This window comes from Sphingomonas endolithica, assembly GCF_025231525.1.
Classification (GTDB): Bacteria; Pseudomonadota; Alphaproteobacteria; order Sphingomonadales; family Sphingomonadaceae; genus Sphingomonas; species Sphingomonas endolithica.
Genome location: NZ_CP103057.1, coordinates 2,828,498 through 2,849,338, shown reverse-complemented (window position 1 = coordinate 2,849,338; position 20,841 = coordinate 2,828,498). Strand labels below are relative to the sequence as shown.

Annotated in this window: 27 protein-coding genes; 11 read left to right on the top strand and 16 right to left on the bottom strand. The window is 65.6% G+C overall.

What is annotated here, in order from left to right:
• Positions 1–21: 21 nt before the first annotated feature.
• From NV382_RS13420 to NV382_RS13400, 5 genes are all read left to right on the top strand, one after another.
• Entirely contained in the window at positions 22–1,152 is a 1,131-nt protein-coding gene (locus NV382_RS13420; RefSeq protein WP_418066700.1) for a type III polyketide synthase, read from the top strand.
• A complete protein-coding gene (locus NV382_RS13415) occupies positions 1,149–1,835 on the top strand; it encodes a methyltransferase domain-containing protein (RefSeq protein ID WP_260597235.1) in 687 nt (228 codons plus the stop codon). Before NV382_RS13420 ends, NV382_RS13415 begins: the two co-directional genes overlap by 4 nt.
• The gene (locus tag NV382_RS13410; RefSeq protein ID WP_260597234.1) at positions 1,814–2,914 is read left to right on the top strand and encodes an NAD(P)/FAD-dependent oxidoreductase; all 1,101 of its coding nucleotides are present in this window, start codon (positions 1,814–1,816) and stop codon (positions 2,912–2,914) included. The genes NV382_RS13415 and NV382_RS13410 overlap by 22 nt, the downstream gene beginning before the upstream one ends.
• Positions 2,915–2,943: 29 nt before the next feature.
• Positions 2,944–3,348: a peptide-methionine (R)-S-oxide reductase MsrB gene (gene msrB / locus NV382_RS13405; RefSeq protein ID WP_260597233.1), complete on the top strand. Its 405-nt coding sequence runs from the start codon at positions 2,944–2,946 to the stop codon at positions 3,346–3,348.
• 69 nt (positions 3,349–3,417) lie between these two features.
• The gene (locus NV382_RS13400) at positions 3,418–5,568 is read left to right on the top strand and encodes a transglycosylase domain-containing protein (protein WP_260597232.1); all 2,151 of its coding nucleotides are present in this window, start codon (positions 3,418–3,420) and stop codon (positions 5,566–5,568) included.
• Here NV382_RS13400 and NV382_RS13395 read toward each other — a convergent pair.
• The 3 genes from NV382_RS13395 to NV382_RS13385 are packed head-to-tail and all read right to left on the bottom strand — an operon-like array spanning position 5,544 to position 7,252.
• On the bottom strand, positions 5,544–6,227 hold the full coding sequence (locus tag NV382_RS13395) for a M48 family metallopeptidase (protein ID WP_260597231.1): 684 nt from the start codon (positions 6,225–6,227) through the stop codon (positions 5,544–5,546). The genes NV382_RS13400 and NV382_RS13395 overlap by 25 nt on opposite strands.
• A 3-nt stretch (positions 6,228–6,230) precedes the next feature.
• Positions 6,231–6,674 carry a YcgN family cysteine cluster protein gene (locus NV382_RS13390; RefSeq protein ID WP_260597230.1) on the bottom strand — a complete coding sequence of 148 codons (444 nt, stop codon included), beginning with the start codon at positions 6,672–6,674 and terminating at the stop codon, positions 6,231–6,233.
• Positions 6,662–7,252 carry an SCO family protein gene (locus NV382_RS13385; RefSeq protein WP_260597229.1) on the bottom strand — a complete coding sequence of 197 codons (591 nt, stop codon included), beginning with the start codon at positions 7,250–7,252 and terminating at the stop codon, positions 6,662–6,664. The genes NV382_RS13390 and NV382_RS13385 overlap by 13 nt, the downstream gene beginning before the upstream one ends.
• Before the next feature lie 73 nt (positions 7,253–7,325).
• On the opposite strand from NV382_RS13385, the gene NV382_RS13380 reads away from it, so the two are divergent.
• Positions 7,326–7,928 carry an ankyrin repeat domain-containing protein gene (locus NV382_RS13380; RefSeq protein WP_260597228.1) on the top strand — a complete coding sequence of 201 codons (603 nt, stop codon included), beginning with the start codon at positions 7,326–7,328 and terminating at the stop codon, positions 7,926–7,928.
• Between the two features lie 247 nt (positions 7,929–8,175).
• Here the strand turns inward: NV382_RS13380 and NV382_RS13375 are convergent, their stop codons facing one another.
• The 11 genes from NV382_RS13375 to NV382_RS13325 form a co-directional block, all read right to left on the bottom strand.
• Complete coding sequence (locus tag NV382_RS13375) at positions 8,176–8,670, bottom strand: MmcB family DNA repair protein (RefSeq protein WP_260597227.1); 495 nt, start codon at positions 8,668–8,670, stop codon at positions 8,176–8,178.
• A 61-nt stretch (positions 8,671–8,731) separates the two neighbouring features.
• The gene (locus NV382_RS13370) at positions 8,732–9,346 is read right to left on the bottom strand and encodes a cell wall hydrolase (RefSeq protein ID WP_260597226.1); all 615 of its coding nucleotides are present in this window, start codon (positions 9,344–9,346) and stop codon (positions 8,732–8,734) included.
• Positions 9,347–9,545: 199 nt separating this feature from the next.
• A complete protein-coding gene (locus NV382_RS13365; RefSeq protein WP_260597225.1) occupies positions 9,546–9,884 on the bottom strand; it encodes a DUF1491 family protein in 339 nt (112 codons plus the stop codon).
• A 10-nt stretch (positions 9,885–9,894) separates the two neighbouring features.
• Positions 9,895–10,365 (bottom strand): PaaI family thioesterase, encoded by a 471-nt coding sequence (locus NV382_RS13360; protein ID WP_260597224.1) that lies wholly within the window; start codon positions 10,363–10,365, stop codon positions 9,895–9,897.
• Positions 10,355–10,822: a PTS sugar transporter subunit IIA gene (locus NV382_RS13355; RefSeq protein WP_260597223.1), complete on the bottom strand. Its 468-nt coding sequence runs from the start codon at positions 10,820–10,822 to the stop codon at positions 10,355–10,357. Before NV382_RS13355 ends, NV382_RS13360 begins: the two co-directional genes overlap by 11 nt.
• Before the next feature lie 66 nt (positions 10,823–10,888).
• Positions 10,889–11,476, bottom strand: a complete 588-nt coding sequence (hpf, locus tag NV382_RS13350) for a ribosome hibernation-promoting factor, HPF/YfiA family (protein ID WP_260597222.1) — start codon at positions 11,474–11,476, stop codon at positions 10,889–10,891.
• Between the two features lie 93 nt (positions 11,477–11,569).
• Positions 11,570–12,253, bottom strand: a complete 684-nt coding sequence (dnaQ, locus tag NV382_RS13345) for a DNA polymerase III subunit epsilon (protein WP_260597221.1) — start codon at positions 12,251–12,253, stop codon at positions 11,570–11,572.
• Between the two features lie 8 nt (positions 12,254–12,261).
• Positions 12,262–12,855, bottom strand: a complete 594-nt coding sequence (gene coaE, locus NV382_RS13340; RefSeq protein ID WP_260597220.1) for a dephospho-CoA kinase — start codon at positions 12,853–12,855, stop codon at positions 12,262–12,264.
• 10 nt (positions 12,856–12,865) lie between these two features.
• Positions 12,866–13,678, bottom strand: coding sequence for a shikimate dehydrogenase family protein (locus tag NV382_RS13335; protein WP_260597219.1), 813 nt, complete (start codon positions 13,676–13,678; stop codon positions 12,866–12,868).
• On the bottom strand, positions 13,675–14,265 hold the full coding sequence (locus NV382_RS13330) for a Maf family protein (RefSeq protein ID WP_260597218.1): 591 nt from the start codon (positions 14,263–14,265) through the stop codon (positions 13,675–13,677). Before NV382_RS13330 ends, NV382_RS13335 begins: the two co-directional genes overlap by 4 nt.
• Positions 14,262–15,086 carry a pyruvate, water dikinase regulatory protein gene (locus tag NV382_RS13325; RefSeq protein ID WP_260597217.1) on the bottom strand — a complete coding sequence of 275 codons (825 nt, stop codon included), beginning with the start codon at positions 15,084–15,086 and terminating at the stop codon, positions 14,262–14,264. The genes NV382_RS13330 and NV382_RS13325 overlap by 4 nt, the downstream gene beginning before the upstream one ends.
• 396 nt (positions 15,087–15,482) lie before the next feature.
• Between NV382_RS13325 and hemE the strand changes: the two genes are divergently transcribed.
• From hemE to NV382_RS13305, 4 genes are all read left to right on the top strand, one after another.
• On the top strand, positions 15,483–16,436 hold the full coding sequence (hemE, locus tag NV382_RS13320) for a uroporphyrinogen decarboxylase (protein WP_260600413.1): 954 nt from the start codon (positions 15,483–15,485) through the stop codon (positions 16,434–16,436).
• The gene (locus NV382_RS13315; RefSeq protein ID WP_260600412.1) at positions 16,436–16,882 is read left to right on the top strand and encodes a CopD family protein; all 447 of its coding nucleotides are present in this window, start codon (positions 16,436–16,438) and stop codon (positions 16,880–16,882) included. Before hemE ends, NV382_RS13315 begins: the two co-directional genes overlap by 1 nt.
• Positions 16,883–17,134: 252 nt before the next feature.
• Entirely contained in the window at positions 17,135–18,391 is a 1,257-nt protein-coding gene (rho, locus tag NV382_RS13310) for a transcription termination factor Rho (RefSeq protein ID WP_260597216.1), read from the top strand.
• A 143-nt stretch (positions 18,392–18,534) separates the two neighbouring features.
• Positions 18,535–19,266 carry a YjbE family putative metal transport protein gene (locus NV382_RS13305; RefSeq protein ID WP_260597215.1) on the top strand — a complete coding sequence of 244 codons (732 nt, stop codon included), beginning with the start codon at positions 18,535–18,537 and terminating at the stop codon, positions 19,264–19,266.
• Between the two features lie 118 nt (positions 19,267–19,384).
• Here the strand turns inward: NV382_RS13305 and NV382_RS13300 are convergent, their stop codons facing one another.
• Both NV382_RS13300 and NV382_RS13295 read right to left on the bottom strand, forming a co-directional pair.
• Positions 19,385–20,077 carry a dienelactone hydrolase family protein gene (locus tag NV382_RS13300; protein ID WP_260597214.1) on the bottom strand — a complete coding sequence of 231 codons (693 nt, stop codon included), beginning with the start codon at positions 20,075–20,077 and terminating at the stop codon, positions 19,385–19,387.
• Positions 20,074–20,556 carry a methylated-DNA--[protein]-cysteine S-methyltransferase gene (locus tag NV382_RS13295; protein ID WP_260597213.1) on the bottom strand — a complete coding sequence of 161 codons (483 nt, stop codon included), beginning with the start codon at positions 20,554–20,556 and terminating at the stop codon, positions 20,074–20,076. Before NV382_RS13295 ends, NV382_RS13300 begins: the two co-directional genes overlap by 4 nt.
• Before the next feature lie 50 nt (positions 20,557–20,606).
• On the opposite strand from NV382_RS13295, the gene NV382_RS13290 reads away from it, so the two are divergent.
• Positions 20,607–20,840 (top strand): DUF6489 family protein, encoded by a 234-nt coding sequence (locus NV382_RS13290; RefSeq protein WP_260597212.1) that lies wholly within the window; start codon positions 20,607–20,609, stop codon positions 20,838–20,840.
• Position 20,841 lies beyond the last annotated feature (1 nt).

The following is a 20,841-nucleotide window of genomic DNA, read 5'->3' as shown; positions in this document are numbered from 1 at the left end:
CGACTGTGACATACTAGCGTTATGTTACCGACGCGGAGACACCTCCGCGCGCCTGAAAGCCGCTACTTGTCCTCAGCATCGTCCGCCCACGCCTATCTCAACGCCATCGGCACCGCCGTTCCGGACCATGACATCCACCACGCGTTCATCGGCTGGGCACGCCAACGGCTGCCCGATCCGCGTGCCGCCAGGCTGTTCGACCGCATGGCGTCGCGCGCCGGCATTGGGCATCGCTGGTCGGTGCTGCCGGCGCAGGCGGATGGCGGATCACCGGTCGATCCCGGCGGCTTCTATGCCGATGCGATCCTGCCCGGCACGGGCGATCGCATGCTGCTCTATGCCGAGGCCGCGCCGATACTGGGGCTGGCCGCGATCGATCGGCTGCGCGCTGAGGCGTCGCTGGAGGGCATCACGCATCTCGTGGTTGCCAGTTGCACCGGCTTCGTCGCGCCCGGCATCGACCAGATCGTCGCCCGCCGCCTTGGCCTGCCCTCCTCGGTCGAACGGCTGCTGATCGGCTTCATGGGCTGCTATGCCGCGGTCGCCGCGCTGCGCAGCGCGCGCCACATCGTGCGCTCCGAGCCCGCCGCGCGCGTGCTCGTCCTGTGTGTCGAGCTGTCGACATTGCACCTGCAGGATACGCCTGAGATCGAGCCGCTGCTCGCCATGCTGCAATTCGGCGACGGCGCGGCGGCGGCCCTGGTGACCGCCGACCCGCAGGGCTTCGCGCTCGGCCAGCCCTTCGCCACCACGCTCGACGATTCGCACGACCTGATCCGCTGGGCGATCACCGATCGCGGCTTCGCCATGCATCTGTCGGGCGAGGTGCCGGGCCGAATCGCCACGGCGCTGTCCGATCCGTTGTTCGCCGCTGCCGCGACCGGCGGGCGCACGCCGCAGCAGATCGACGGTTGGGCGGTTCATGCCGGCGGCCGCTCGATCCTCGATGCGGTCGAGACGAGTCTGCACCTCGCGCCCGAGACGCTTGCCGCCTCGCGCGGGGTTCTGGCGGAAAATGGCAACATGTCCTCGGCCACCTTGATGTTCGTGCTGGCGCGGCTGCTTGCCGGTCCGCCGATCCGTGATGGCGTCGCGCTCGCCTTTGGCCCGGGTCTCGCGGCCGAGGGGTTCGCCTTCGCGAGTGCGCCATGACGCTCGAGACGCGCGCCATTGCCGAGGAGCTGATGGATGCCGAGGATCTCGACGCCGGCACCTATGCCGATGTCATGGCCGATCTCGCGCGGGTCAACATGGTTACCATGGCCGCCCGCCCGACGCTCGACTTCCTCGCCCGCGGAACCGTCGGTCTAAATCGCTTCCGCTTGCTCGACGTGGGGTTCGGCGATGGCGACATGCTCCGCCGCATCGCGCGCTGGGCACGCAAACGCGGGCTGGACACGGAGCTTATCGGCGTCGACCTCAACCCGCGCAGCGAACAGGCCGCCCGCGCGCATACGCCCGCCGACCTGCCGATCACCTGGATCACCGGCGACTATGCCGATCACGCCGAGGGCATGGATTTCATCATCAGCAGCCTTGTCGCCCACCACATGACTCGACCGCAGCTGCTCGATTTCCTTCGCGTCATGGAAGCGCGGGCAAGCAAGGGTTGGCTGGTCAACGATCTCCATCGGCATCGTTTCGCCTATCACGGCTTCCCGATCCTGGCCGGCCTGTTCCGCTGGCACCGCATCGTCCGGCACGACGGTCACCTGTCGATCGCGCGGTCCTACCGCCCCGCCGAATGGCCGCCATTGCTGGGTGAAGCCGGTGTGACCGGCGCTCGCATCCACCGCTTCTTTCCGTTCCGATTATGCGTCGAACACCTGCGCTGATCCTGGGCGGCGGCCCGGCGGGTGCGAGCACCGCGATACGCTTGGCCCAGGCCGGCCTGCCGCATCTGCTGATCGAGCGCAGCCGAGAGACCGGCGATGCCCTGTGCGGCGGTTTTCTCAGTTGGCGCACGCTGGAATCGCTCGTCAGCCTTGGCATCGAACCCGAGGCACTCGGCCCGGCGCGCGTTCACACCGTGCGATTGTTCGCCGGCGCGGCCATGGTGGAGGCACCGCTGCCGCGCGCGGCGCATGGTGTCTCGCGCCGCCATCTCGACACTTTGCTGCTTGCCCGTGCCGCCGCGGCCGGTGCCGCGATCGAGCGCGGCGTCACCGTGCGCGAGACGACCGGTAATAGCGCGCGACTGCACGACGGCACGGTGATCGAGGCAGACGCGCTGTTCCTCGCCAGCGGCAAGCATGACGTTCGCGGCCTAGCTCGCCCCGAATCCGCCCGCGGCAACGATCCCACGCTCGGTCTGCGCGTGCGCCTCGGCCCGTCGCCGACGCTCGACCGGCTGATCGGCAGCGCGATCGAACTGCATCTGTTCGAACGCGGCTATGCCGGCATCGTCCGCCAGGAGGATGGTACCGCGAACCTGTGCATGGCAGTGCACCGCTCCCGGCTGGCCGAGGCCGGCACGCCCGACACGTTGCTAGACATGCTGGCCGCGGAAATGCCGCACCTCGCGGAGCGCCTCGCCTGGCGTGTAGCGGGGCAGGTGGATGCGGTCGCCAACGTGCCCTATGGCTGGCGCGCGCGTCAGGGCACGGCCGGTCTGTTCCGGCTCGGCGATCAGGCCGGCGTCATCCCGTCGCTCGCGGGCGAAGGCATGGGCATCGCCATCGCCAGCGGCATCCGGGCCGCCGATTGCTATGCCGCGGGGGGCGCACAGGCATCCACCCGCTACCAGCATCGCCTGGCGCGCGACCTTGCCTGGCCGATCGGCCTTGCCGGCTTGGTTCGGGACGCGGCGGAGCGGCCGCGGATTGCCCGGGCGCTCTTGCCATTGGCGCAACACACGCCATTTCTGATCGAGATCATCGCGCGTGCCACCCGCATCGGCTATGTGCGGCCGTGACTTCCGCTACCAAACCCGAAAGCAATTCAATGGATCATCTGACCCTGTCCGAGGCCGAATGGCGCAAGAAGCTGAGCGCCGAACAATATCACGTGCTGCGCGAAGCGGGCACCGAACGCGCCTTTTCCGGCCGTTACAACAACAACAAGGCCGACGGCATCTATCCTTGCGGCGGCTGTGCCCTGCCGTTGTTCGACAGCGCCGACAAATATGATTCGGGATCGGGCTGGCCCAGCTTCACCCAGCCGATCGCCGCGGATCACGTCATCGAACATAGCGACACGAGCCATGGCATGCGCCGGACCGAGGCGCGGTGCGCACGGTGCGACGGGCATCTCGGCCACGTCTTCCCCGATGGTCCGCCGCCGACTGGGCTTCGCTATTGCATGAATTCGCTCAGCCTGGATTTCCGCCCCCGCAGCGACGGCGAATAATCGGTCGCTCGGCCGTGGCCGCGCCGTCTTGTTCAGGCGGCGTATAGCGCCTATCCGTAGGTGCAACCCATGGCCCGCGCGATCCCGTCCAAGAAACAGCCTTCGTGGCGCCGTCGGCTGGTCTTGCTGCTGCGTGTCCTGATCGGCCTCGGCGTGCTCGCGCTCATCGGGCTGGTCATTGCAGTGTATGTCGCGCGCGCGCAGCTGCCGAGCTATGACGAGCTGAAATCCTCGCCCAACGGGCAAATGATCCGCGTCCATGCCGCCGACGGCACGGTGATCGTGTCACTGGGGCCGAGCTATGGCGAGTGGCTGCCCTATGACCGCATCCCGCGGGTGATGCGCGATGCGATGGTGTCGGTCGAGGACCGGCGCTTCCGCTCGCACATCGGGGTGGATCCGATCGGCGTCGCGCGCTCGGTGAAGCTGGCTTACGAGAATCGCGGGCGCGGCCGACGGCTGCAGGGCGCCTCGACGATCACGCAGCAGGTCGCGCGCACGATCTTCCTGTCGAACAAATACGATGTCGGCCGCAAAACGCGCGAGGCGATCCTGGCGCTGGCGATGGAGCGTAAATTCTCCAAGGACCAGATCCTCGAACTGTATCTCAACAAGGTCTATTTTGGCGGAGGCGCCTACGGCATCGATGCCGCATCGCGCCGCTTCTTCGGCCACGGTGCCGATACGCTGTCGCTCAGCGAAGCGGCGGTAATCGCCGGGCTAGTCAAGGCCCCGTCGCGCTATTCGCCTACCGCCGACGCCGAGGCTGCGGTCGGCCGCGCCGGCGTCGTCATCCAGGTGATGCAGGAAACTGGCGCAATTACCGCCGAACAGGCGGCGAGTGCCAACCCGACCGGCGTGACGCTCGCGCCCGAACCCAAGCAGAACAGCGTTCGCTACTTCACCGACTGGGCCCTGCCGCAGCTAGAAGTGCTGATCGACGAGACGACACGTCCGCTGGACGTATGGACCACGCTCGACCTCAACATGCAGCGTGCCGCCGACGCCTCGATCCGCGCCAATGCGCCGCGGGGTGCGCAGGGTGCTTTGGTCGCGCTGGATCGCGACGGGGCGGTGCGTGCGATGGTCGGCGGGACCGATTACGTGTCGTCCAACTATAACCGCGCTACCTCGGCAGTGCGCCAGCCGGGATCCGCCTGGAAGCTGTTCGTCTATCTCGCGGCGCTTGAGGCGGGGCACAAGCCCGAAGACAACGTCGTCGACGAACGGGTGACGATCAACGGCTGGACCCCGCGCAATTCGTCGGGCGCCAATCGCGGCGCGATGACGCTGCGCACGGCCTTTGCCTATTCGGTGAACACGATCGCCGCCAAGCTCGGGCAGGAAGTCGGCTTTGCCACGATCGCCGACATGGCGCGCCGCTTCGGGATCACCACGCCGGTGGATACGCATCCGGCAATGGTGCTGGGCACGTCGGACGTCCGGTTGATCGACATGACGCGCGCTTTCGCGAGTGTCGCCAACAAGGGCGTCGCGATCACGCCATACGGCATTACCAAGGTGACGGCGCTGGGCGAGACGATCTACCAGCAGACGGTCGATCGTAGCCAAGTTCTGGTCGCGCCCTATGTCGCCGCGCAGATGACCGATCTGCTGCAGACCGCGGTCAATACCGGCACCGGCAAGGCCGCGCAGATCGGCCGCCCCGTGGCAGGCAAGACCGGCACGACGAGTTCGAACAAGGATGGCTGGTTCGTCGGCTTCTCCAGCGGCATCACCACCGGCGTGTGGATGGGCCGCGACGATGCGCGTGTCGTGCCTGGCCTGCAGGGCGGTACCGCGCCGGCGCGGGCGTTTGCGGCGTTCATGAAACCCGCGGTTGCTAACCGGCCGGTGGAGGAATTCGACACCAAGGTGACGCTGCCCGAATGGCAGCTGGAGCCGGACGAGGAATCCTATTTCGGCGAGGCGGACAATACGCTGTTCGTCGATGCCGATGGCAATCCGGTCGAGCCCGGCGCGCAGACGGCGGCGCCGGAGAGCGCGCCGACCGAGCCTGAGGATGATAGCGGCCGGACTCGGCCGGTGCCGGACCAGCGTCCGGAGCAGGCGCCCGAGCGGCTCGACCAGGATTGGATCGACAGGGTGCTGGATCGCAACACCCCGCCCTCGCGCGCGCCGGCGCCGCGGGCACCGGTGATCGATCGCGCGCCGGAACGCCCCGGCGACCGGCTTCAGGAATCCCGCCCCACCCAGTGAAGTGCGGCGCCGTTCGCGCGCAGCCAGGCGCGTGACTCGGCAGGATCGCCCTCGGTCAAGGCGTCAGCCGCGGCGTGGAATTCCGGGCCGTGGTGCATGTGGAGCCGGTGGGCGACCTCATGCGCGACAGTGGAGCGGCGGACGAAGGGGGGCGCCAGGATCAGCCGCCAGCTGTAACGAATTACGCCGTGCGTCGTGCAACTGCCCCAGCGGCCTTTGGCGTCGCCGATCGCGACCTTGCTGACGCTCACCCCCGCCTTCGCCGCAAATTCCGCGGTCTCCATGCTCAGCAGGCGCAGTGCCTCGCGCTGCAGCCACAAGGCAATGCGGCGTGCCAGCCCGTCCAGCGGACCGCCACAATGCAGCGTATCGCCGTCGCGGTTTATCCGCCGCGGCGCGCGTTCATCCCATGCGATCCGCAGGTCGACACCCTCGAACGGAATGGTTGATCCCGGCGCGAACGGCCGCGCCGGGGGCAGTCGCGCCTGCTGCCGGTCGATCCATTCCTGCTGTTCGGCAGCCCAGCGCAGCGCGGGCTTCAGCGCCGCACGCGTGGGCAGCGTCAGGCGAACCTTGCCGCTCGCCGGGTCGATTGACAGCTTGGCGCGCCGCGACCTGGCGTTGCGCACGACTTCAACCGGCGGCGTAGCGCCCGCCATCGGTCACAGGCGCCGGTCGACGATGTGGTTTTCCAGATCGCCGGCATCGACCTCGGAAACGGTCCAGCCGCGTACCGACTCACCGGCGCGGTGCACTGCCTCCCGGTCGCCGCAGACCAGATAATGCCAGCGCGGTAGCGGCTCGCCTTCGCGGCGGAGCCGGTACGCGCAGGTGCTCGGCAGCCAATCGATCTGGTGCACATTGTCGCGGCTCAGCCGCACGCATTCCTCGACGAAGGCGTGGCGGTGGCGATAGTTGGAGCATTGCGCGCTCGCCCGGTCGAGCAGCTTGCACGACACGTTGGTGGCGAGCAGTTCGCCCGTCTCCTCATCCTCCAATTTATGCACGCAGCATTTGCCGCAGCCGTCGCACAATGCCTCCCACTGGCCGCGATCGAGTTGCTCGAGCGGGGTCGTCTCCCAGAATGGCGTGATTATCGTACCCATCGTGCCAATTCCGTAGCGATCGCCTGCGGCGTGCCTTCCTGCGGCAACAACGCGATCGGCTTGCCTTCGGGACTCATCAGATAGGCCACGCGGCTATGATCCATCATGTATCCGCCCGGGCTGCTCTCGCCCTTCTTGTAATAAACGGCATATTCCTTGGCGATCGCGGCAATCGCCTGCGGAGTACCGGTCAGCCCGATCATACGCGGATGAAAATGACCGACGAACTGCTTGAGCACCGCCGGCGTATCCCGCGCGGGATCGATCGACACGAACACCGGCACAACCTTCGCCGCGGCCGCTGCATCCTGCTGCTCGAACGCGCGCAATCCGGCGGCCAGGTTCTGCACGTCGACCGGGCAGACGTCGGGGCAGAAGGTATAGCCGAAATACATGATGCGGTATTTGCCGGCCAGGCTGCGGTCGGTGACGCTCGCGCCATTCTGGTCGGTGAGCGCAAACGGGCCGCCGATACGCGCGCCTTCGAGCGGCGGCGCGGCGGGCGGCGCCGACGGCGAACAGGCGATGGGCAGCACCGCGATCAGCGTCGCAGCGGCCAGACGGGCGATCTGTTTCATGGCGCGGCCAGCCATGATCTGTTAAGCCCCGTCACGCAAGTTAAGCCGATCGTCCACGAGGTTTTCCGCATCCATGTCATTCCGCACGTTTACTCTGGCTCTCGCCGCAACCTTGTTCATCCTGCCCGTCGCTGCCCAGGCGCAAGGTACTCAGTCCGAGGGCTACAAATTCCTGGAAGCCGTGCGCAGCGAGAAGGGCAACGACATCGTCGAAATGCTCAACAAGCCCGGCACGACGGTGATCAATGCGCGATCGGTGACCAGCGGGGAATCGGCGCTGCACATCGTGGTGCAGAACGGCAATGCCGAATATCTGAGCTTCCTGCTCTCGCGCGGGGCCAATCCCAACGTGCGCGATAATGACGGCAACACGCCGCTGCTGCTTGCCGCGGGCAAGGGGCGTACCGACTTGGTCGAGAAGCTGCTTGCCGGGAAGGCCAACGTCAATCTGGGCAACGCCTCGCGCGAGACGGCATTGATCCGCGCGGTCCAGCGCCGCGACCTGCAGATGGTGCAGACCCTGCTGACCGCAGGCGCGGATGCCGACCAGGTCGACCTGTCGGGCACGTCCGCGCGGGATTATGCCAAGCGGGACGGACGGTCCCCGGCGATCATCAAGGCGATCGACGAAGCACCGAAGAAGCCGAAGGCGGCGGTGGCCGGGCCTAAGTTTTAGGGTTGTCATGATCACGCCGGAGGCCAGGTCCGGGCGGATAAGTGGTCGTAACAAGGGTGCGGGCTTGTCACTGATGTCCCGCAATTGGGCCCCGGCCTTCGCCGGGGAGCTCGTGCTGATTGCTAAGGTTGCGCTTCAGATGTCGGTGGGGTGCTCCTGCGAAGGCAAGAGCTTAGGATCACGGAGTACATCGCTGGCGGTTCCTAAGCTCCTGCCTTTGCAGGAGCAGTGTGAGTTTCGCCGCCCCCTAGATCATCGCATCCGCATCGGGATCGAGCGAACCGATCAGCCTGCGCCCCGCGCGCCTGGCAAAGGCAAGCGTGCAACGCTTGCGCGTCGCCGCCGGCAATGGCTCGGTATGCGCCTCGCGGACGATAGCCGCGTCGTAGCGATCGGCGATGATGATTCCGGTACGCGCCGGCAGGAAGGCGGGGCCGTCGATCGGCGAGGCATCGAACCCGGCGGGCACCGCCCAGTAGAAGCGGTCGCAATGCGCTAGATAGTCGGTCCACTTGGCGTCACCCAGCAGATCGGCGCGCGATACCTTGATCTCGACGATGATGATGTTGCCGCGCGAATCGATCGCCATCAGGTCCGCCCGGCGGCCGCCCTCCAACGGCACTTCGTGCATCGCCACGAGATCGTGGCGCAACAACATGCGCGTCGTGCCGCGCGCTACATCGGCGGCACAAAGCGGGGAACCGGGAGCATCGATACAGGAATCAGGGGGACGCTGGAGCATCCGCCGATCCTAGAACATTCCGCGAACAGGTAAAGCCCCGGACGCGCCGAGGCTTGGATCATCACCGATAGAAGACGTGGTTGCCGATCGATGCGACCTTCTGCATCCGCCATCCCGGCGCGGCGCGGCGGGCGTGGAAATACAGTGCGCGCGGGGCAGGACTGTCCCAATCGTCGCCCATCGCAACCTGGGCGATGGCAACGGCCGTGCGATAATTAGCGTTGCCGCCGATCGCCGGAATGCGGCCGCCACGAACGAAGGAGAATTGCCCGCGCTGGGTCACGACGGCGCAGATCGAGGCGGCAAAGCGGCCGGATTTAGCGCGATTGATGATCACCTCCGCGACGGCCAGCTGACCGGCGAGCGGTTCGCCCTTCGCTTCGAAATAGATGGCGCCGGCGAGACAGACCAGATCGGGCGTCATCTCGGGCGTGTCATCCTGCCCGGCGACGGCGGCCGTGAGGCTGGAAAAGGATTGGTCGTCGCTCTGCACCACAGCCGGCAAAATCTCGGCGGGGGCGGCATCAGCAGCGCGGAAGGTCGTCGGATCGGATTCCGTAGCCGAAGCCCGGACCGATGGAACCGGATCAGCGGCCGGTACGTTTACCGTTCGATCCAGTTGAAAAGCAAAGCCCGGGCTGCTTACGCCGATCAAAGAGGCGATCCCGAGCGTCATCGCCGCGAACGTCGCAGCCCGTTGGAATAGAGACATTCGTACTTCGTATTATGCGGTTGGTGTGCGGAAGCGGCCAATTCGTCTTGCAACGAGCTGCCGTCCGGACTTCCCCCCGACTGCGTAATCGACCCGGATCGCACCCGCATCGACACAACGCCTTTGACAATGAGAAGCGCGGTGCATGTTGCAGCGCGGCGGGTCAACCGCCGAGAATGGTTTCCGCGGCGAAGCGTTCCACCGATGGGACATCTAGCTCCACGACCCACAGGTCGGGATCGTTGCGGCGACGGCGCTGCCAATAGTGGGTAATGGCGTCCGGATCCGCTTCGGGTGGGGTCCAACTAAGCAACGCGACTCGACCGTCCGGCCCGATACCACGCTCCAGCGCACGCGGATTGGCGCCCCGATCTAACGCGATGATCAGGATCGCGCCGCCCATCGGATCGCCGCGCGCGAGCATCATCCCCATGCCCCCGGCATCGTTCACGCGCCGGAGCAGTGCGCCGACCAGGAGGCCGCTGGGCAGGCGGTCGCTCACCTGCCCGGCGTCATGGCTGCGGCCGATAGCCCGGTAGCGTGGCCAGCGGGATACGCGATTTCATGAAGGTGCCGGTACCGCGCGCCGCTTCCTCGCCCTGGGCATCGATCAACCGCGCTTCGGCCACGAACACACGACGGCTGCCGCTGATCCAGCGTCCCTCGGCCGTCACCGGGCCAGCGTTCAGAGGCTTGGTCAGCAACAGGTTGAACGCCGTGGTCAGCAGGAAACGATCGGTCACCAGGCTGTTGGCGGCGTAGAAGGCGGCGTCGTCGAGCATCTTGAAATAGCTCGTGCCGTGCGCCGCGCCGCCGGCGTGAAAATAGCGTTCGTCGACGTGGAAGCGGATCCGCGCGATGCCGCGTTCGGGTATTTCGAGCACCGAATCGAACAATCGATTGATCGGCGCTGCGGTGTAGAGCGCCTCCAGCGCACGGAAATGCGCTGCCTCTCCCGCGATTGGCTGCGGATCAGGCGACATCGCGTGCTTCATCGTCGGTCATTAGCGCATAGAGCGCATCCGGCGATCCCGCCCCGCGCAGCTTGGCCACGAAGCCACGATCGCGCAGCCGGCGCGACACTCGGGCCAGCGCCTTCAGATGATCGGCACCCGCATCGGTTGGCGAGAGCAGCACGAACACCAGGTCGACGGGCAGATCGTCGATCGCCTGGAAATCGATCGGTTGCGCAAGGCGCACGAAGGCGCCGACGACGCGCGGCAGATCGGGCAGCTTCCCGTGCGGGATGGCGATGCCACCGCCAAAACCGGTCGAGCCGAGCTTCTCGCGCGCGACCAGCGTATCGGTCACTGCCTTGGCGTCCAAATCATAGGCAGCCGCGAAGACGCTGCCCAATTGCTGGAGCAACGTCTTCTTGGTTGCCGCCGCCCCACCTTGAATCACGGTATCGGGCAGCAGCAGGTCGCTGAAATCGGTCATCATCGCTGGCACATGCCCCACGCTCGCTGGCGCGCCTTAGCGCCGAACGAGCGGGAGCGGAAGCGGCTAGGAGGCGGCGTTGCGCTGCGGTTCGACCCAGCCGATCGTGCCGTCGCCGCGGCGATAGACCATGTTGTACGCACCCGACCCGCTGTTCTTGAACAACAAGGCGGTGGTGTTGCGCAGATCGAGCATCATCACGGCATCCGACACGCTCGATTCCGGCACGTCGACGCGAGTTTCCGCGATGATCAGCGGATGATCCTCGGCCTCGACGTCCTCTGGCGCCTCCTTGAACAAGGTATAGCCGGCATTGTCATAGGCGCCGGCTTCCTGGACCTCCTGCGAGGTGCCGCCGTTGCGATCCTTCAGGCGGCGCATGTAGCGGCGCAGCTGCTTCTCGATCTTGTCGGCGGTACCATCGAACGCGACATGCGCGTCGCGACCGTCATTGCTTCCTTTGAGCACCAGCCCCTGCATCACATGGGCGACGATATCGCAGGTGATGGCATCGTGCGGTCCCTTGCCGAACGTGACATGCGCGGAAATCGCCCGCGCGAAATATTTGGTGGCGATGCCCTGAAGCCGATCGTCGACATGGGTTTTCAACGCATCGCCAGTGGCGATCTGATGACCCGAGATCCGGATTTCCATGAGCATTCTCCTTAGATGGAACACGCAACGTGCGCGTCCCCGGTAGCGGCGTCAATCGGACGCCCCGACCCCCCTTGTAGTTCACTCCCCCACTTACACCTGCTCCCAAATTGGCTTGGTGAGCTTACCGATAAACGCGGCATGACGCGCAAGTTCCGCATCGGAGGCTGTGAAAATGCGCGGCGGACGCGCCTTGGCCGGTGTCGCGGCGGGATGGAAACTGGTCTGCACCTCGATCGTCTCGCTGACCAGGCCAAGCCCGATCTGGCGCCCGCCGGTCAGCTCGACATAGACCTGCGCCAGCAATTGCGCGTCGAGCAGCGCGCCGTGCACCACGCGGTGGCTGCGATCGATGCCGTAGCGATTGCACAAAGCGTCCAGGCTGTGCTTGGCACCGGGATGGCGGCTGCGCGCGAGCACGATCGTGTCGACCATGCGGTGCATGCCGACATGCGGGTGGCCGCATTTGCCCAGTTCGCCGTTGAGAAAGCCGAAATCGAATCCGGCATTGTGCGCGACGAGCGGGCAATCTTCGATGAACTCGAGCAACTCGATTGCATGCTCGTGAAAGCGCCTCTTGTCGGACAGGAAGGCGTCCGACAGGCCGTGCACGCGCTGCGCCTCGGCCGGCATGCTGCGTTCGGGGTGGAAATAGGCGTGGAAGGTGCGCCCGGTCTCGACCTTGTTGACCAGTTCGACGCAGCCGATCTCGACCATCCGGTCGCCATCGGCGAAGTTGAATCCCGTCGTCTCGGTATCGAATACTATCTCGCGCATCGTGCAGGTTATCGGCTGTCGGGGCCGATCAGGCAAGCGATGACCGCATCGACCGCGCGTGCCGTGTCGTCCAGCGAACAGTCGGTCGCGATCACGAAATCGGCACGCGCACGCTTCTCGGCATCGGGCATCTGGCGCGCCAGGATTGCGGCGAACCGCGCTTCGGTCATGCCGGGCCGGGCGAGGACGCGGGCGCGCTGGACGTCGGGTGGCGCGCTGACCACGGCGACCTTGTCGACGCGAGTGTTACCACCGGTTTCGAACAGCAAGGGTATGTCGAACAGCACGAGCGGTGCGTGCTCGTGCTGGCCAAGGAATGCCTCGCGTTCCTCGGCCACTGCGGGATGGACCAGCGCCTCGAGCCGCTTGAGCTGGGCGTCATCACCGAGCACCGCCTCGCCCAGCGCCGTGCGGTTCACGCCCTGGGGCCCGGTCGTATCGGGGAACAGCGCCTCGATCTCGGAGACCAAACGGCCGTCTTTGCCTTGCAGCCGATGCACCGCGGCGTCGGCGTCGAAGACGGGGATGCCGCGGGCGGTGAACATCGCCGCTACTGTCGACTTGCCCATGCCGATCGATCCGGTGAGCCCGAGGACGATCATCGGCGTACGGTCATGCGGTCAACAACGCGCGCAGTTCATCGTCGCGGTCCTGCGGCGGCGCGGCCCCGAACAGCAATTCAAAGGCCAATGCCGCCTGGCCGACCAGCATCTCCAGCCCATCCACCGTCTCCAGCGCGCGCGCGCGCGCCGCTTTCAGCAATGGGGTTTCGAGCGGGGCATAGACCACGTCATACACGACCGCATCGTCGGGCAGCGGATCAAGGTCGATGTCCAGCGGCGGCTGACCGACCATGCCGAGTGCGCTGGTGTTGACCAGCAGGGCGGCGGGCGGCAGCGGGGTGCCGAGCGGCAGGGCCTTCCCCTTCAAGCCGAACGACGACAGCAAGGCAGCCGCCTTCAACACATTGCGGTTGAGGATGGTGACCGGCCCCACGCCGATCCGCGACAGCGCGAACAGCACTGCGCGCGCCGCGCCGCCGGCGCCGATCACCACCACCGGAGCGCCGGGCAAATCGAGGTCGGAAATCGGCGCATAGAAGCCGCCGGCATCGGTATTGGTGCCGACGAACGTGCCGTCTTCGCCGCGGAACACGGTGTTGATCGCGCCGATCGACGCGCGCACGCCGCCCGGATCGGCGACATGGTCGAGCGCCGCCTGCTTGTGCGGGATGGTGATGTTGCAGCCGCGCCAGTCGGGATCGAGCTGCCGCCCAGCCAGGAACGCGCCGAGATCGTCCGCGCCTACCTGCGTGCGGCGATACTCGGCATCGATGCCCAGCGCCTCCAGCCAGAAACCGTGGATCAGCGGCGATTTGGACTGGGCGATCGGATCGCCGATCACCTCGGCATAGGGTTTCGTCATGACGCCAAAACTCCGCGAACCCGCAAATAGTCGAGCACCGGCAGCAGCGGCAGCCCGAGCACGGTAAACTGGCTGCCTTCGATCCGCGCGAACAATTGCGCGCCCGGACCCTCGATCCGGTAGCAACCGACACAGCTCGAAATCGCCGGCCATTCCGCATCGAGATAGGTCTCGATGAAAGCGTCGGACAGCGGCCGCACATACATCTTGGCGCGATCGACCACGCGCCACACCGGCTTGCACTGTTCGGCGATCACCGCGGCGCTGACCAGTTCGTGGCGCTTGCCCGACATCAGCCGCAGGTGGGCCGCCGCCTGTTCGCGCGTCTCGGGCTTGTCGAGCAAGGTGCCGTCCTCCAGCGCGACGACGGAGTCGCTGCCCAGCACCAGTGCATCGGGATCCCGCCCCGAGACGCGCAATGCCTTCAACTCGGCCAGGGCATCCGCCAGGTCGCGGGCATTCAGATCGCGCAGGCCAGCTTTGGCCGCCTCCTCGTCGACGCCGGCCGACACTGCTTCGAACGGCACGCCTGCCGCCACGAGCATCGCCCGCCGCGACGCGCTTTGCGACGCCAATACGACCTTCATTCCGAAACCGCCGATTCCCCACGCCGTTCACTGACCAGCGCGATGATCGCCGCCGCCGTTTCCTCGATCGAACGCCTGGTCACGTCGATCACCGGCCAATCATTGTCGGCGAAAATCCGCCGCGCAAACGCCACTTCACGGGTGACCGCCTCATGATCGACATAGGATGTCTCCGGCGCCTGGTTGAGCGACAGCAGACGGTTGCGCCGCACCTGGATCAGCCGTTCCGAACTGGTCGTCAGCCCGATCACCAGCGGGTGCTTCAATCGGTAGAGCAGGTCGGGCGGCGGCGATTCCACCACGATCGGGATGTTCGCCGTGCGATAGCCGCGATTGGCGAGATAGATCGAGGTCGGCGTCTTGGACGAGCGCGATACCCCTGCGAGCACGATATCGGCCTGTTCCCAATTCTCCCAGCCGATCCCGTCGTCATGCGCGATGGTGAACTGGATCGCCTCCACCCGGTCGAAATAGGCATCGTCGAGAACGTGTTGCCGCCCCGGCCGCGCCTTGGCCTGTTGGCCGAGCATACCGGAGAGTGCATGGTTCACGGCATCGAGCGGTGCCACCGCCGGCAGGCCCAAGGCGCGACACCGCGCCTCCAGCGTCCGCCGCGTGGCGTGATTGACCAAAGTGAAGATCACCAGGCCCGGATTCTGCGCAATCTCCTGCAGGATGCGTTCAAGGTGCGCCTCGGTCCGCACCATCGGCCAGAAATGGCGGATCGTCTCGACGTCGTCATATTGCGCCAGTGCCGCCTTGGCGATGTTCTCCAGCGTCTCGCCGGTCGAATCCGACAGCAGATGAAGGTGCAATCGCACGGGTCAGGACAGGTCTGTGGACAACATCGGCAGAATCGCTAGCGCAACCGCGGCCCCTCGCCAAGCGGTGGATAAGCCGCAACTTGTCCACAAATTGCTCCCACCCACCTGGTTCCATCCACAGCCTGTGGATATCGTGGACGACGTTCGGGAATCGCACGCTTTGGTCCGGCGCGTTGCGGTCAAGCTGTTGGCAGATCGGGGATGAGCGCATAAGCCCCACAACCAACGCGCCAACCACCGCTACAATCTATTCAAGATTCTAATTCTTATTGAAGTAAGGGCTCGTCCGGCTTGTCGATAACGTCCGAAATCCCCGCTCCGGAGCCCCTCCCGGCCAAGCCGCTGCTCAGCGTGTTGAAGGGTGTGCGGCAGAGCGTCCCACCGATCTGGCTGATGCGCCAGGCGGGCCGGTATCTACCCGAATATCGAGCGCTGCGGGCCGAGAAAGGCGGGTTTCTGGCGCTCGCCACCGATCCGGAAGCGGCGGCCGAAGTCACGCTGCAGCCGATCCGGCGCTTCGGGTTCGACGGCGCGATCCTGTTTTCCGATATCCTGATGGTGCCCTGGGCACTGGGGCAAGATCTGAGCTTTGGCGTCGGCGAAGGCCCGCGTCTGGCGCCGCCGCTGTCGAGCGCCACGCTGGAGGGCCTACAGGGGGCAGCAGAACGGCTGGAGCCAGTCTATGCGACCGTCGCCCGGGTCGCGGCTGCCTTGCCGCCGGAAACCACGTTCCTGGGCTTTGCCGGCAGTCCCTGGACAGTGGCGACCTATATGGTCGCAGGCCAAGGCAGCAAGGACCAGGGTGAGACCCGCCGCCTGGCCTATGGCGATCCGCAGCGCTTCGGCGAGATCATCGATGCGATCGCCGCGATGACGATCGACTATCTCTCCGCGCAGATCGATGCCGGCGTGGAAGCGGTGCAATTGTTCGACAGCTGGGCGGGATCGCTCAGCCCGGCGCAATTCGAACGCTGGGTGATCGCCCCCAATGCCACGATCGTCGCCGGACTGAAGGCGCGCCATCCCGACACGCCGATCATCGGATTCCCCAAGGGCGCCGGCGGCAAGCTGCCCGCTTATGCGCGGGAGACCGGTGTCGATGCGCTGGGGCTGGACGAGACGGTCGATCCAATATGGGCGGATGCCAATCTGCCCAAGCATATGCCGGTGCAGGGCAATCTCGATCCGCTGGCATTGATCGCCGGCGGCCCTGCGCTGGAGGAAGCGATTGATCGCGTGCTTGCGGCGTTCGACGATCGGCCGCATATCTTCAACCTGGGCCACGGCATCCTGCCGGACACGCCCATAGAGCATGTCGAGGCGCTCCTCGCGCGGGTACGACGATGATGGAGCGTTTGATCGTGGCGTATAATTGGTATCTCGCCGCGCATGTGATCTTCGTGATCTTCTGGATGGCCGGGCTGTTCATGCTGCCGCGCTATCTCGTCTACCACCAGGAAGCGCTTGCCGCCGGCCGCGCCGACGAGGCCGCTTTGTGGGTCGAGCGCGAGAGCAAGATCCGCAAGATCATCCTGACGCCGGCGATGATCATCGTCTGGCTGCTCGGCCTGACGCTGGCGACGATCGGCCAGCATTGGGCGGAGGGCTGGCTGCACGTCAAACTGCTCTTCGTACTGGGCTTGAGCGGCTATCATGGCTGGGCGGTCGGCTATGCCAGGAAGCTTGCGGCGGGGAAGCCGACGCTGAGCGGCAAAACGCTACGTATGTTGAACGAGATCCCGGCAGTGGCCGCGACGGTGATCGTCATCCTGGCGTTCGTGAAGCCGTTCTAACGCTGTCGTCACCCCGGGCTTGTTCCGGGGTCCACGGTGCATCACTACCAAAAGCGTTGCGTTTGCGGGCCGGTGGACCCCGGAACAAGTCCGGGGTGACGGGTTTCCCGTTGACTTGGCCCCCTCCCCCTCTTACCTCCTGCGACTGTCGGCACACGGTTTCTCCGCGTCGGCATCCTCCTCCCGCATCGCTTGCCCGAGTCCTTCGCGCACCCCTCCGATGCCCTCCCAGACTAGCCGGACGCTATCCCCATGCATCTCAAAGACCTCAAGAACAAGAAACCGGCCGAACTGGTCAGCATGGCCGAAGAGTTGGGCGTCGAAGGCGCATCGACGCTGCGCAAGCAGGACTTGATGTTCGCGATCCTCAAGGTCCAGGCCGAAGAGGGCGAGCAGATCATGGGGCTCGGCACGATCGAGGTGCTGCCGGATGGCTTCGGCTTCCTGCGCTCGCCGGAATCCAATTACCTGGCCGGACCCGACGACATCTATGTGTCGCCCAACCAGGTGCGCAAATTCGGCCTGCGGACCGGTGACACGGTCGAAGGCGAGATCCGCGGGCCCAAGGACGGCGAACGCTATTTCGCGCTGGTCAAGCTCACCGCGGTCAATTTCGACGATCCCGATGTCGTCCGGCACCGCGTCAATTTCGACAATCTCACGCCGCTCTATCCCGAGAGCAAGCTCACGCTCGACACGCTCGATCCGACGCAGAAGGACAAGTCGGCTCGCGTCATCGATATCGTGTCGCCGCAGGGCAAGGGTCAGCGCACGCTGATCGTGGCACCACCGCGCGTCGGCAAGACGGTGATGCTGCAGAACATTGCGCGTGCGATTTCCGAGAACCACCCGGAAGTGTTCCTGATCGTGCTGCTGATCGACGAGCGGCCGGAGGAAGTCACCGACATGCAGCGCAGCGTGAAGGGCGAGGTCGTCTCCTCCACCTTCGATGAACCCGCGCAGCGCCACGTGCAAGTTGCTGAAATGGTTATCGAAAAGGCCAAGCGCCTGGTCGAGCACAAGAAGGATGTGGTTATCCTTCTCGACTCGATCACGCGTCTCGGCCGCGCCTACAACACGGTCGTGCCGAGCTCGGGCAAGGTGCTGACCGGTGGTGTCGACGCCAATGCATTGCAGCGCCCGAAGCGCTTCTTCGGCGCGGCGCGCAACATCGAGGAAGGCGGTTCGCTGTCGATCATCGCCACGGCACTGATCGATACAGGCAGCCGCATGGACGAAGTGATCTTCGAGGAATTCAAGGGCACGGGTAACTCGGAAATCGTGCTCGATCGCAAGGTTGCCGACAAGCGCGTCTTCCCGGCGCTGGACGTCGGCAAGTCCGGTACCCGCAAGGATGAGTTGCTCGTCGACAAGGTCAAGCTCAGCAAGATGTGGGTGCTGCGCCGCATCCTCATGCAGATGGGCACGATCGACGCGATGGAATTCCTGCTCGACAAGATGAAGGATTCCAAGACCAACGAGAATTTCTTCGACAGTATGAATCAGTGACCGAGTGCGGCCGGATTTAGCGTAGCTAGATCCGGACTCGCACCGGTCCGGCCGGCGGGGTATCACCCCGGCCGACGGCGTGGGCTTTGCCCACGCCTTTTTTTTGAAGTACGTTACCAAATCATCCAATCGCGGAGCCCCCCATGAGCCTCATCGCCCTGCTGGCCGCCGCCACACCCACTGTTGAACCCATGTCGCTGGGCTGGCTATGGAGCCACATCGTCAGCGACTTTGCCAATATCGGCACGACATCGGCGCTGACTGCCTTTGCCACTGTCGTCCTGCTCGACGTGGCACTGGCCGGCGACAATGCGATCATTGTCGGCGCACTGGCTGCCGGGTTGCCGGCGGAGCAGCGCCGCAAGGTCATCCTGATCGGTATCCTCGCCGCGCTGGTGCTGCGGATCATCTTCGCCGTGGCGGTGCTCTACGGTCTCGAGAGCTTCAAGCATTACGGTCTGGTGCTAGGCGGTGGCCTGCTGCTGCTTTGGGTGGCGTGGAAGATGTACCGCGAGTTGAAGCCCAAGAGCGTCAATGGCGGCTCGCCCGAGGTGGATGGCGACGAGACTAGCGGCATCCGGCCGGCCAAGAGCTTCATTGCAGCGGCCTGGGCAGTGGCAGTGGCCGACGTATCGATGAGCCTCGACAACGTGCTGGCCGTTGCCGGCGCGGCGCGCGAGCATCCCGGGATCATGGTGATCGGCCTGATCCTGTCGGTCGCGCTGATGGGCCTCGCGGCCAACGTGATCGCCAAATATATCGAACGCTATCGGTGGATCGCCTGGGTCGGCCTGGTCATCATCGTCTATGTCGCTGGCAAGATGATCCTGGAAGGCTGGCACGATCTCCAGCCGTTCCTTGGTACGCTCGGCTAGAGAGAGACCTTCTACCTGTTCCCCGGCGAAGGCCGGGGCCCAGTCGCGGCACATGCGATAACGGGCGTCACGCCCGCAACCACAGCCGCGACTGGGACCCCCGCACCCGGCGATCAGATCACCCGAGATGCTCGGCAAAGAACGCCGCCGTCCGTCCGTCCGCTAACTCGGCTGACGCAGGCGAACGCCGTGACCCGATCTCGGTCGCGAAACCGTGATCCTCGCCCGGATAGTCGTAGAGCGTCACCTTGGGATGATCGTCCAGGCCGGCATGCATGCGCGCCTGGGCATCCTTGTCGACGAAGTGATCCTCGACCGGCACGTGTAGCAGCACGGGCTTGGCGATGGCGTGCTTCTCGCCCAACAGGCCGTCGATCCCGACACCGTAATAGCCGACGCTCGCATCCACATCGGTGCGTGTCGCGGTCATGAATGCGAGCCGGCCGCCCAAGCAATAGCCGACCGCGCCGACCTTCCCGCCGCCGATCTCTGCCCGGGCCGCGCGGATCGTTGCTTCGATATCCGCGATACCTAGGTCCTGGTCGAACGTGCCGAACAGGTCGAGCCCACGCTGCATCTGCTCGGGCACGTCGGGATCGAGTTCGATCCCGGGCGCGGTACGCCAGAACAGATCGGGCGCGATCGCCAAATAGCCTGCCGTCGCCAGCGCATCGCACTTACCGCGGATGCCGGCATTGATGCCGAACACTTCCTGGATGACGATGATCGCCGCCTTCGGCTGCCCCTCAGGTCGCGCGACATAGGCGCTAAAACTGCCATCATGGTCGAGCGTGTCGATCGTCATCGTCATAGGAGAGTCCTTCCGGAATGGAGCCGCTCATGGTCGAGCAGCCAGGGTTTGGTGGCAGGGCCTCCCCCCGCCGAATAAGCGCCCAGCGTCCCCTTGCCATCGAGCACGCGGCGACACGGCACGATGATCGGTAACGGGTTGCGGGCACAGGCTTGGCCGATCGCCCGCGCGCTCGACGCGATGGTCTGCGCAAGCTGGCCATAGCCGATCGTCTCGCCATAAGGCAGTGCGATCATCGCGGTGCGGAGAACAGCGCCTCTTTCCGTCGCTGCCGGGGCAAGGGGCAGATCGAATGTGAACAGCGTACCGGCGAACCAGGCGCGTAGCTGTGTCGCCGCGTCGGCGACCGCACCGCCGTTCGGCTGCCGCTCTGCGGTGATGTACGACAGGATGGTGATCGCGATGACATGCTCGGCGGTGCCGCTCACCTGCACCATGCCGATGGGCGTTGCGATCAGGGCGGTGTCGCGCGCATACATGGGGCAGATGATTATGCCGCGCACGGCGCCGGCTCAAGCGGAGAAGATCGATGAAGTTCAATGTCGAGGTCGATTGCACCCCGGAGGAAGCACGCCGCATGATGGGCCTGCCCGACCTGACCCCCGTGCACGAGAAGTACATCGCCTCGCTGACCGGCGCTTTGGACGGCGTCGTCCAGCCGGAGATGGTGGAAGGCATGATGCGCAGCTGGGCCCCGATGAGCGATGCCGGGCTGAGCTTCTGGCGCCAGATGCTCGAGACTTCCGGTAAGTCGACCGGCTGAA

Bases quoted from the DNA above. Each gene is read 5' to 3' on its own strand.
- NV382_RS13390 (WP_260597230.1), bottom strand. From the start codon at position 6,674: ATGGGTACGATAATCACGCCATTCTGGGAGACGACCCCGCTCGAGCAA.
- rho (WP_260597216.1), top strand. From the start codon at position 17,135: ATGCATCTCAAAGACCTCAAGAACAAGAAACCGGCCGAACTGGTCAGC.
- NV382_RS13400 (WP_260597232.1), top strand. From the start codon at position 3,418: ATGGCCCGCGCGATCCCGTCCAAGAAACAGCCTTCGTGGCGCCGTCGG.
- hemE (WP_260600413.1), top strand. From the start codon at position 15,483: ATGCGCCAGGCGGGCCGGTATCTACCCGAATATCGAGCGCTGCGGGCC.
- NV382_RS13315 (WP_260600412.1), top strand. From the start codon at position 16,436: ATGGAGCGTTTGATCGTGGCGTATAATTGGTATCTCGCCGCGCATGTG.
- NV382_RS13300 (WP_260597214.1), bottom strand. From the start codon at position 20,077: ATGACGATGACGATCGACACGCTCGACCATGATGGCAGTTTTAGCGCC.
- NV382_RS13420 (WP_418066700.1), top strand. From the start codon at position 22: ATGTTACCGACGCGGAGACACCTCCGCGCGCCTGAAAGCCGCTACTTG.
- NV382_RS13295 (WP_260597213.1), bottom strand. From the start codon at position 20,556: ATGTATGCGCGCGACACCGCCCTGATCGCAACGCCCATCGGCATGGTG.
- NV382_RS13370 (WP_260597226.1), bottom strand. From the start codon at position 9,346: ATGACGCTCGGGATCGCCTCTTTGATCGGCGTAAGCAGCCCGGGCTTT.
- NV382_RS13375 (WP_260597227.1), bottom strand. From the start codon at position 8,670: ATGCTCCAGCGTCCCCCTGATTCCTGTATCGATGCTCCCGGTTCCCCG.
- NV382_RS13290 (WP_260597212.1), top strand. From the start codon at position 20,607: ATGAAGTTCAATGTCGAGGTCGATTGCACCCCGGAGGAAGCACGCCGC.
- NV382_RS13415 (WP_260597235.1), top strand. From the start codon at position 1,149: ATGACGCTCGAGACGCGCGCCATTGCCGAGGAGCTGATGGATGCCGAG.
- NV382_RS13410 (WP_260597234.1), top strand. From the start codon at position 1,814: ATGCGTCGAACACCTGCGCTGATCCTGGGCGGCGGCCCGGCGGGTGCG.
- msrB (WP_260597233.1), top strand. From the start codon at position 2,944: ATGGATCATCTGACCCTGTCCGAGGCCGAATGGCGCAAGAAGCTGAGC.
- NV382_RS13355 (WP_260597223.1), bottom strand. From the start codon at position 10,822: ATGACCGATTTCAGCGACCTGCTGCTGCCCGATACCGTGATTCAAGGT.
- NV382_RS13360 (WP_260597224.1), bottom strand. From the start codon at position 10,365: ATGTCGCCTGATCCGCAGCCAATCGCGGGAGAGGCAGCGCATTTCCGT.
- NV382_RS13380 (WP_260597228.1), top strand. From the start codon at position 7,326: ATGTCATTCCGCACGTTTACTCTGGCTCTCGCCGCAACCTTGTTCATC.
- NV382_RS13335 (WP_260597219.1), bottom strand. From the start codon at position 13,678: ATGACGAAACCCTATGCCGAGGTGATCGGCGATCCGATCGCCCAGTCC.
- NV382_RS13385 (WP_260597229.1), bottom strand. From the start codon at position 7,252: ATGAAACAGATCGCCCGTCTGGCCGCTGCGACGCTGATCGCGGTGCTG.
- NV382_RS13395 (WP_260597231.1), bottom strand. From the start codon at position 6,227: ATGGCGGGCGCTACGCCGCCGGTTGAAGTCGTGCGCAACGCCAGGTCG.
- coaE (WP_260597220.1), bottom strand. From the start codon at position 12,855: ATGATCGTCCTCGGGCTCACCGGATCGATCGGCATGGGCAAGTCGACA.
- hpf (WP_260597222.1), bottom strand. From the start codon at position 11,476: ATGGAAATCCGGATCTCGGGTCATCAGATCGCCACTGGCGATGCGTTG.
- NV382_RS13330 (WP_260597218.1), bottom strand. From the start codon at position 14,265: ATGAAGGTCGTATTGGCGTCGCAAAGCGCGTCGCGGCGGGCGATGCTC.
- NV382_RS13305 (WP_260597215.1), top strand. From the start codon at position 18,535: ATGAGCCTCATCGCCCTGCTGGCCGCCGCCACACCCACTGTTGAACCC.
- dnaQ (WP_260597221.1), bottom strand. From the start codon at position 12,253: ATGCGCGAGATAGTATTCGATACCGAGACGACGGGATTCAACTTCGCC.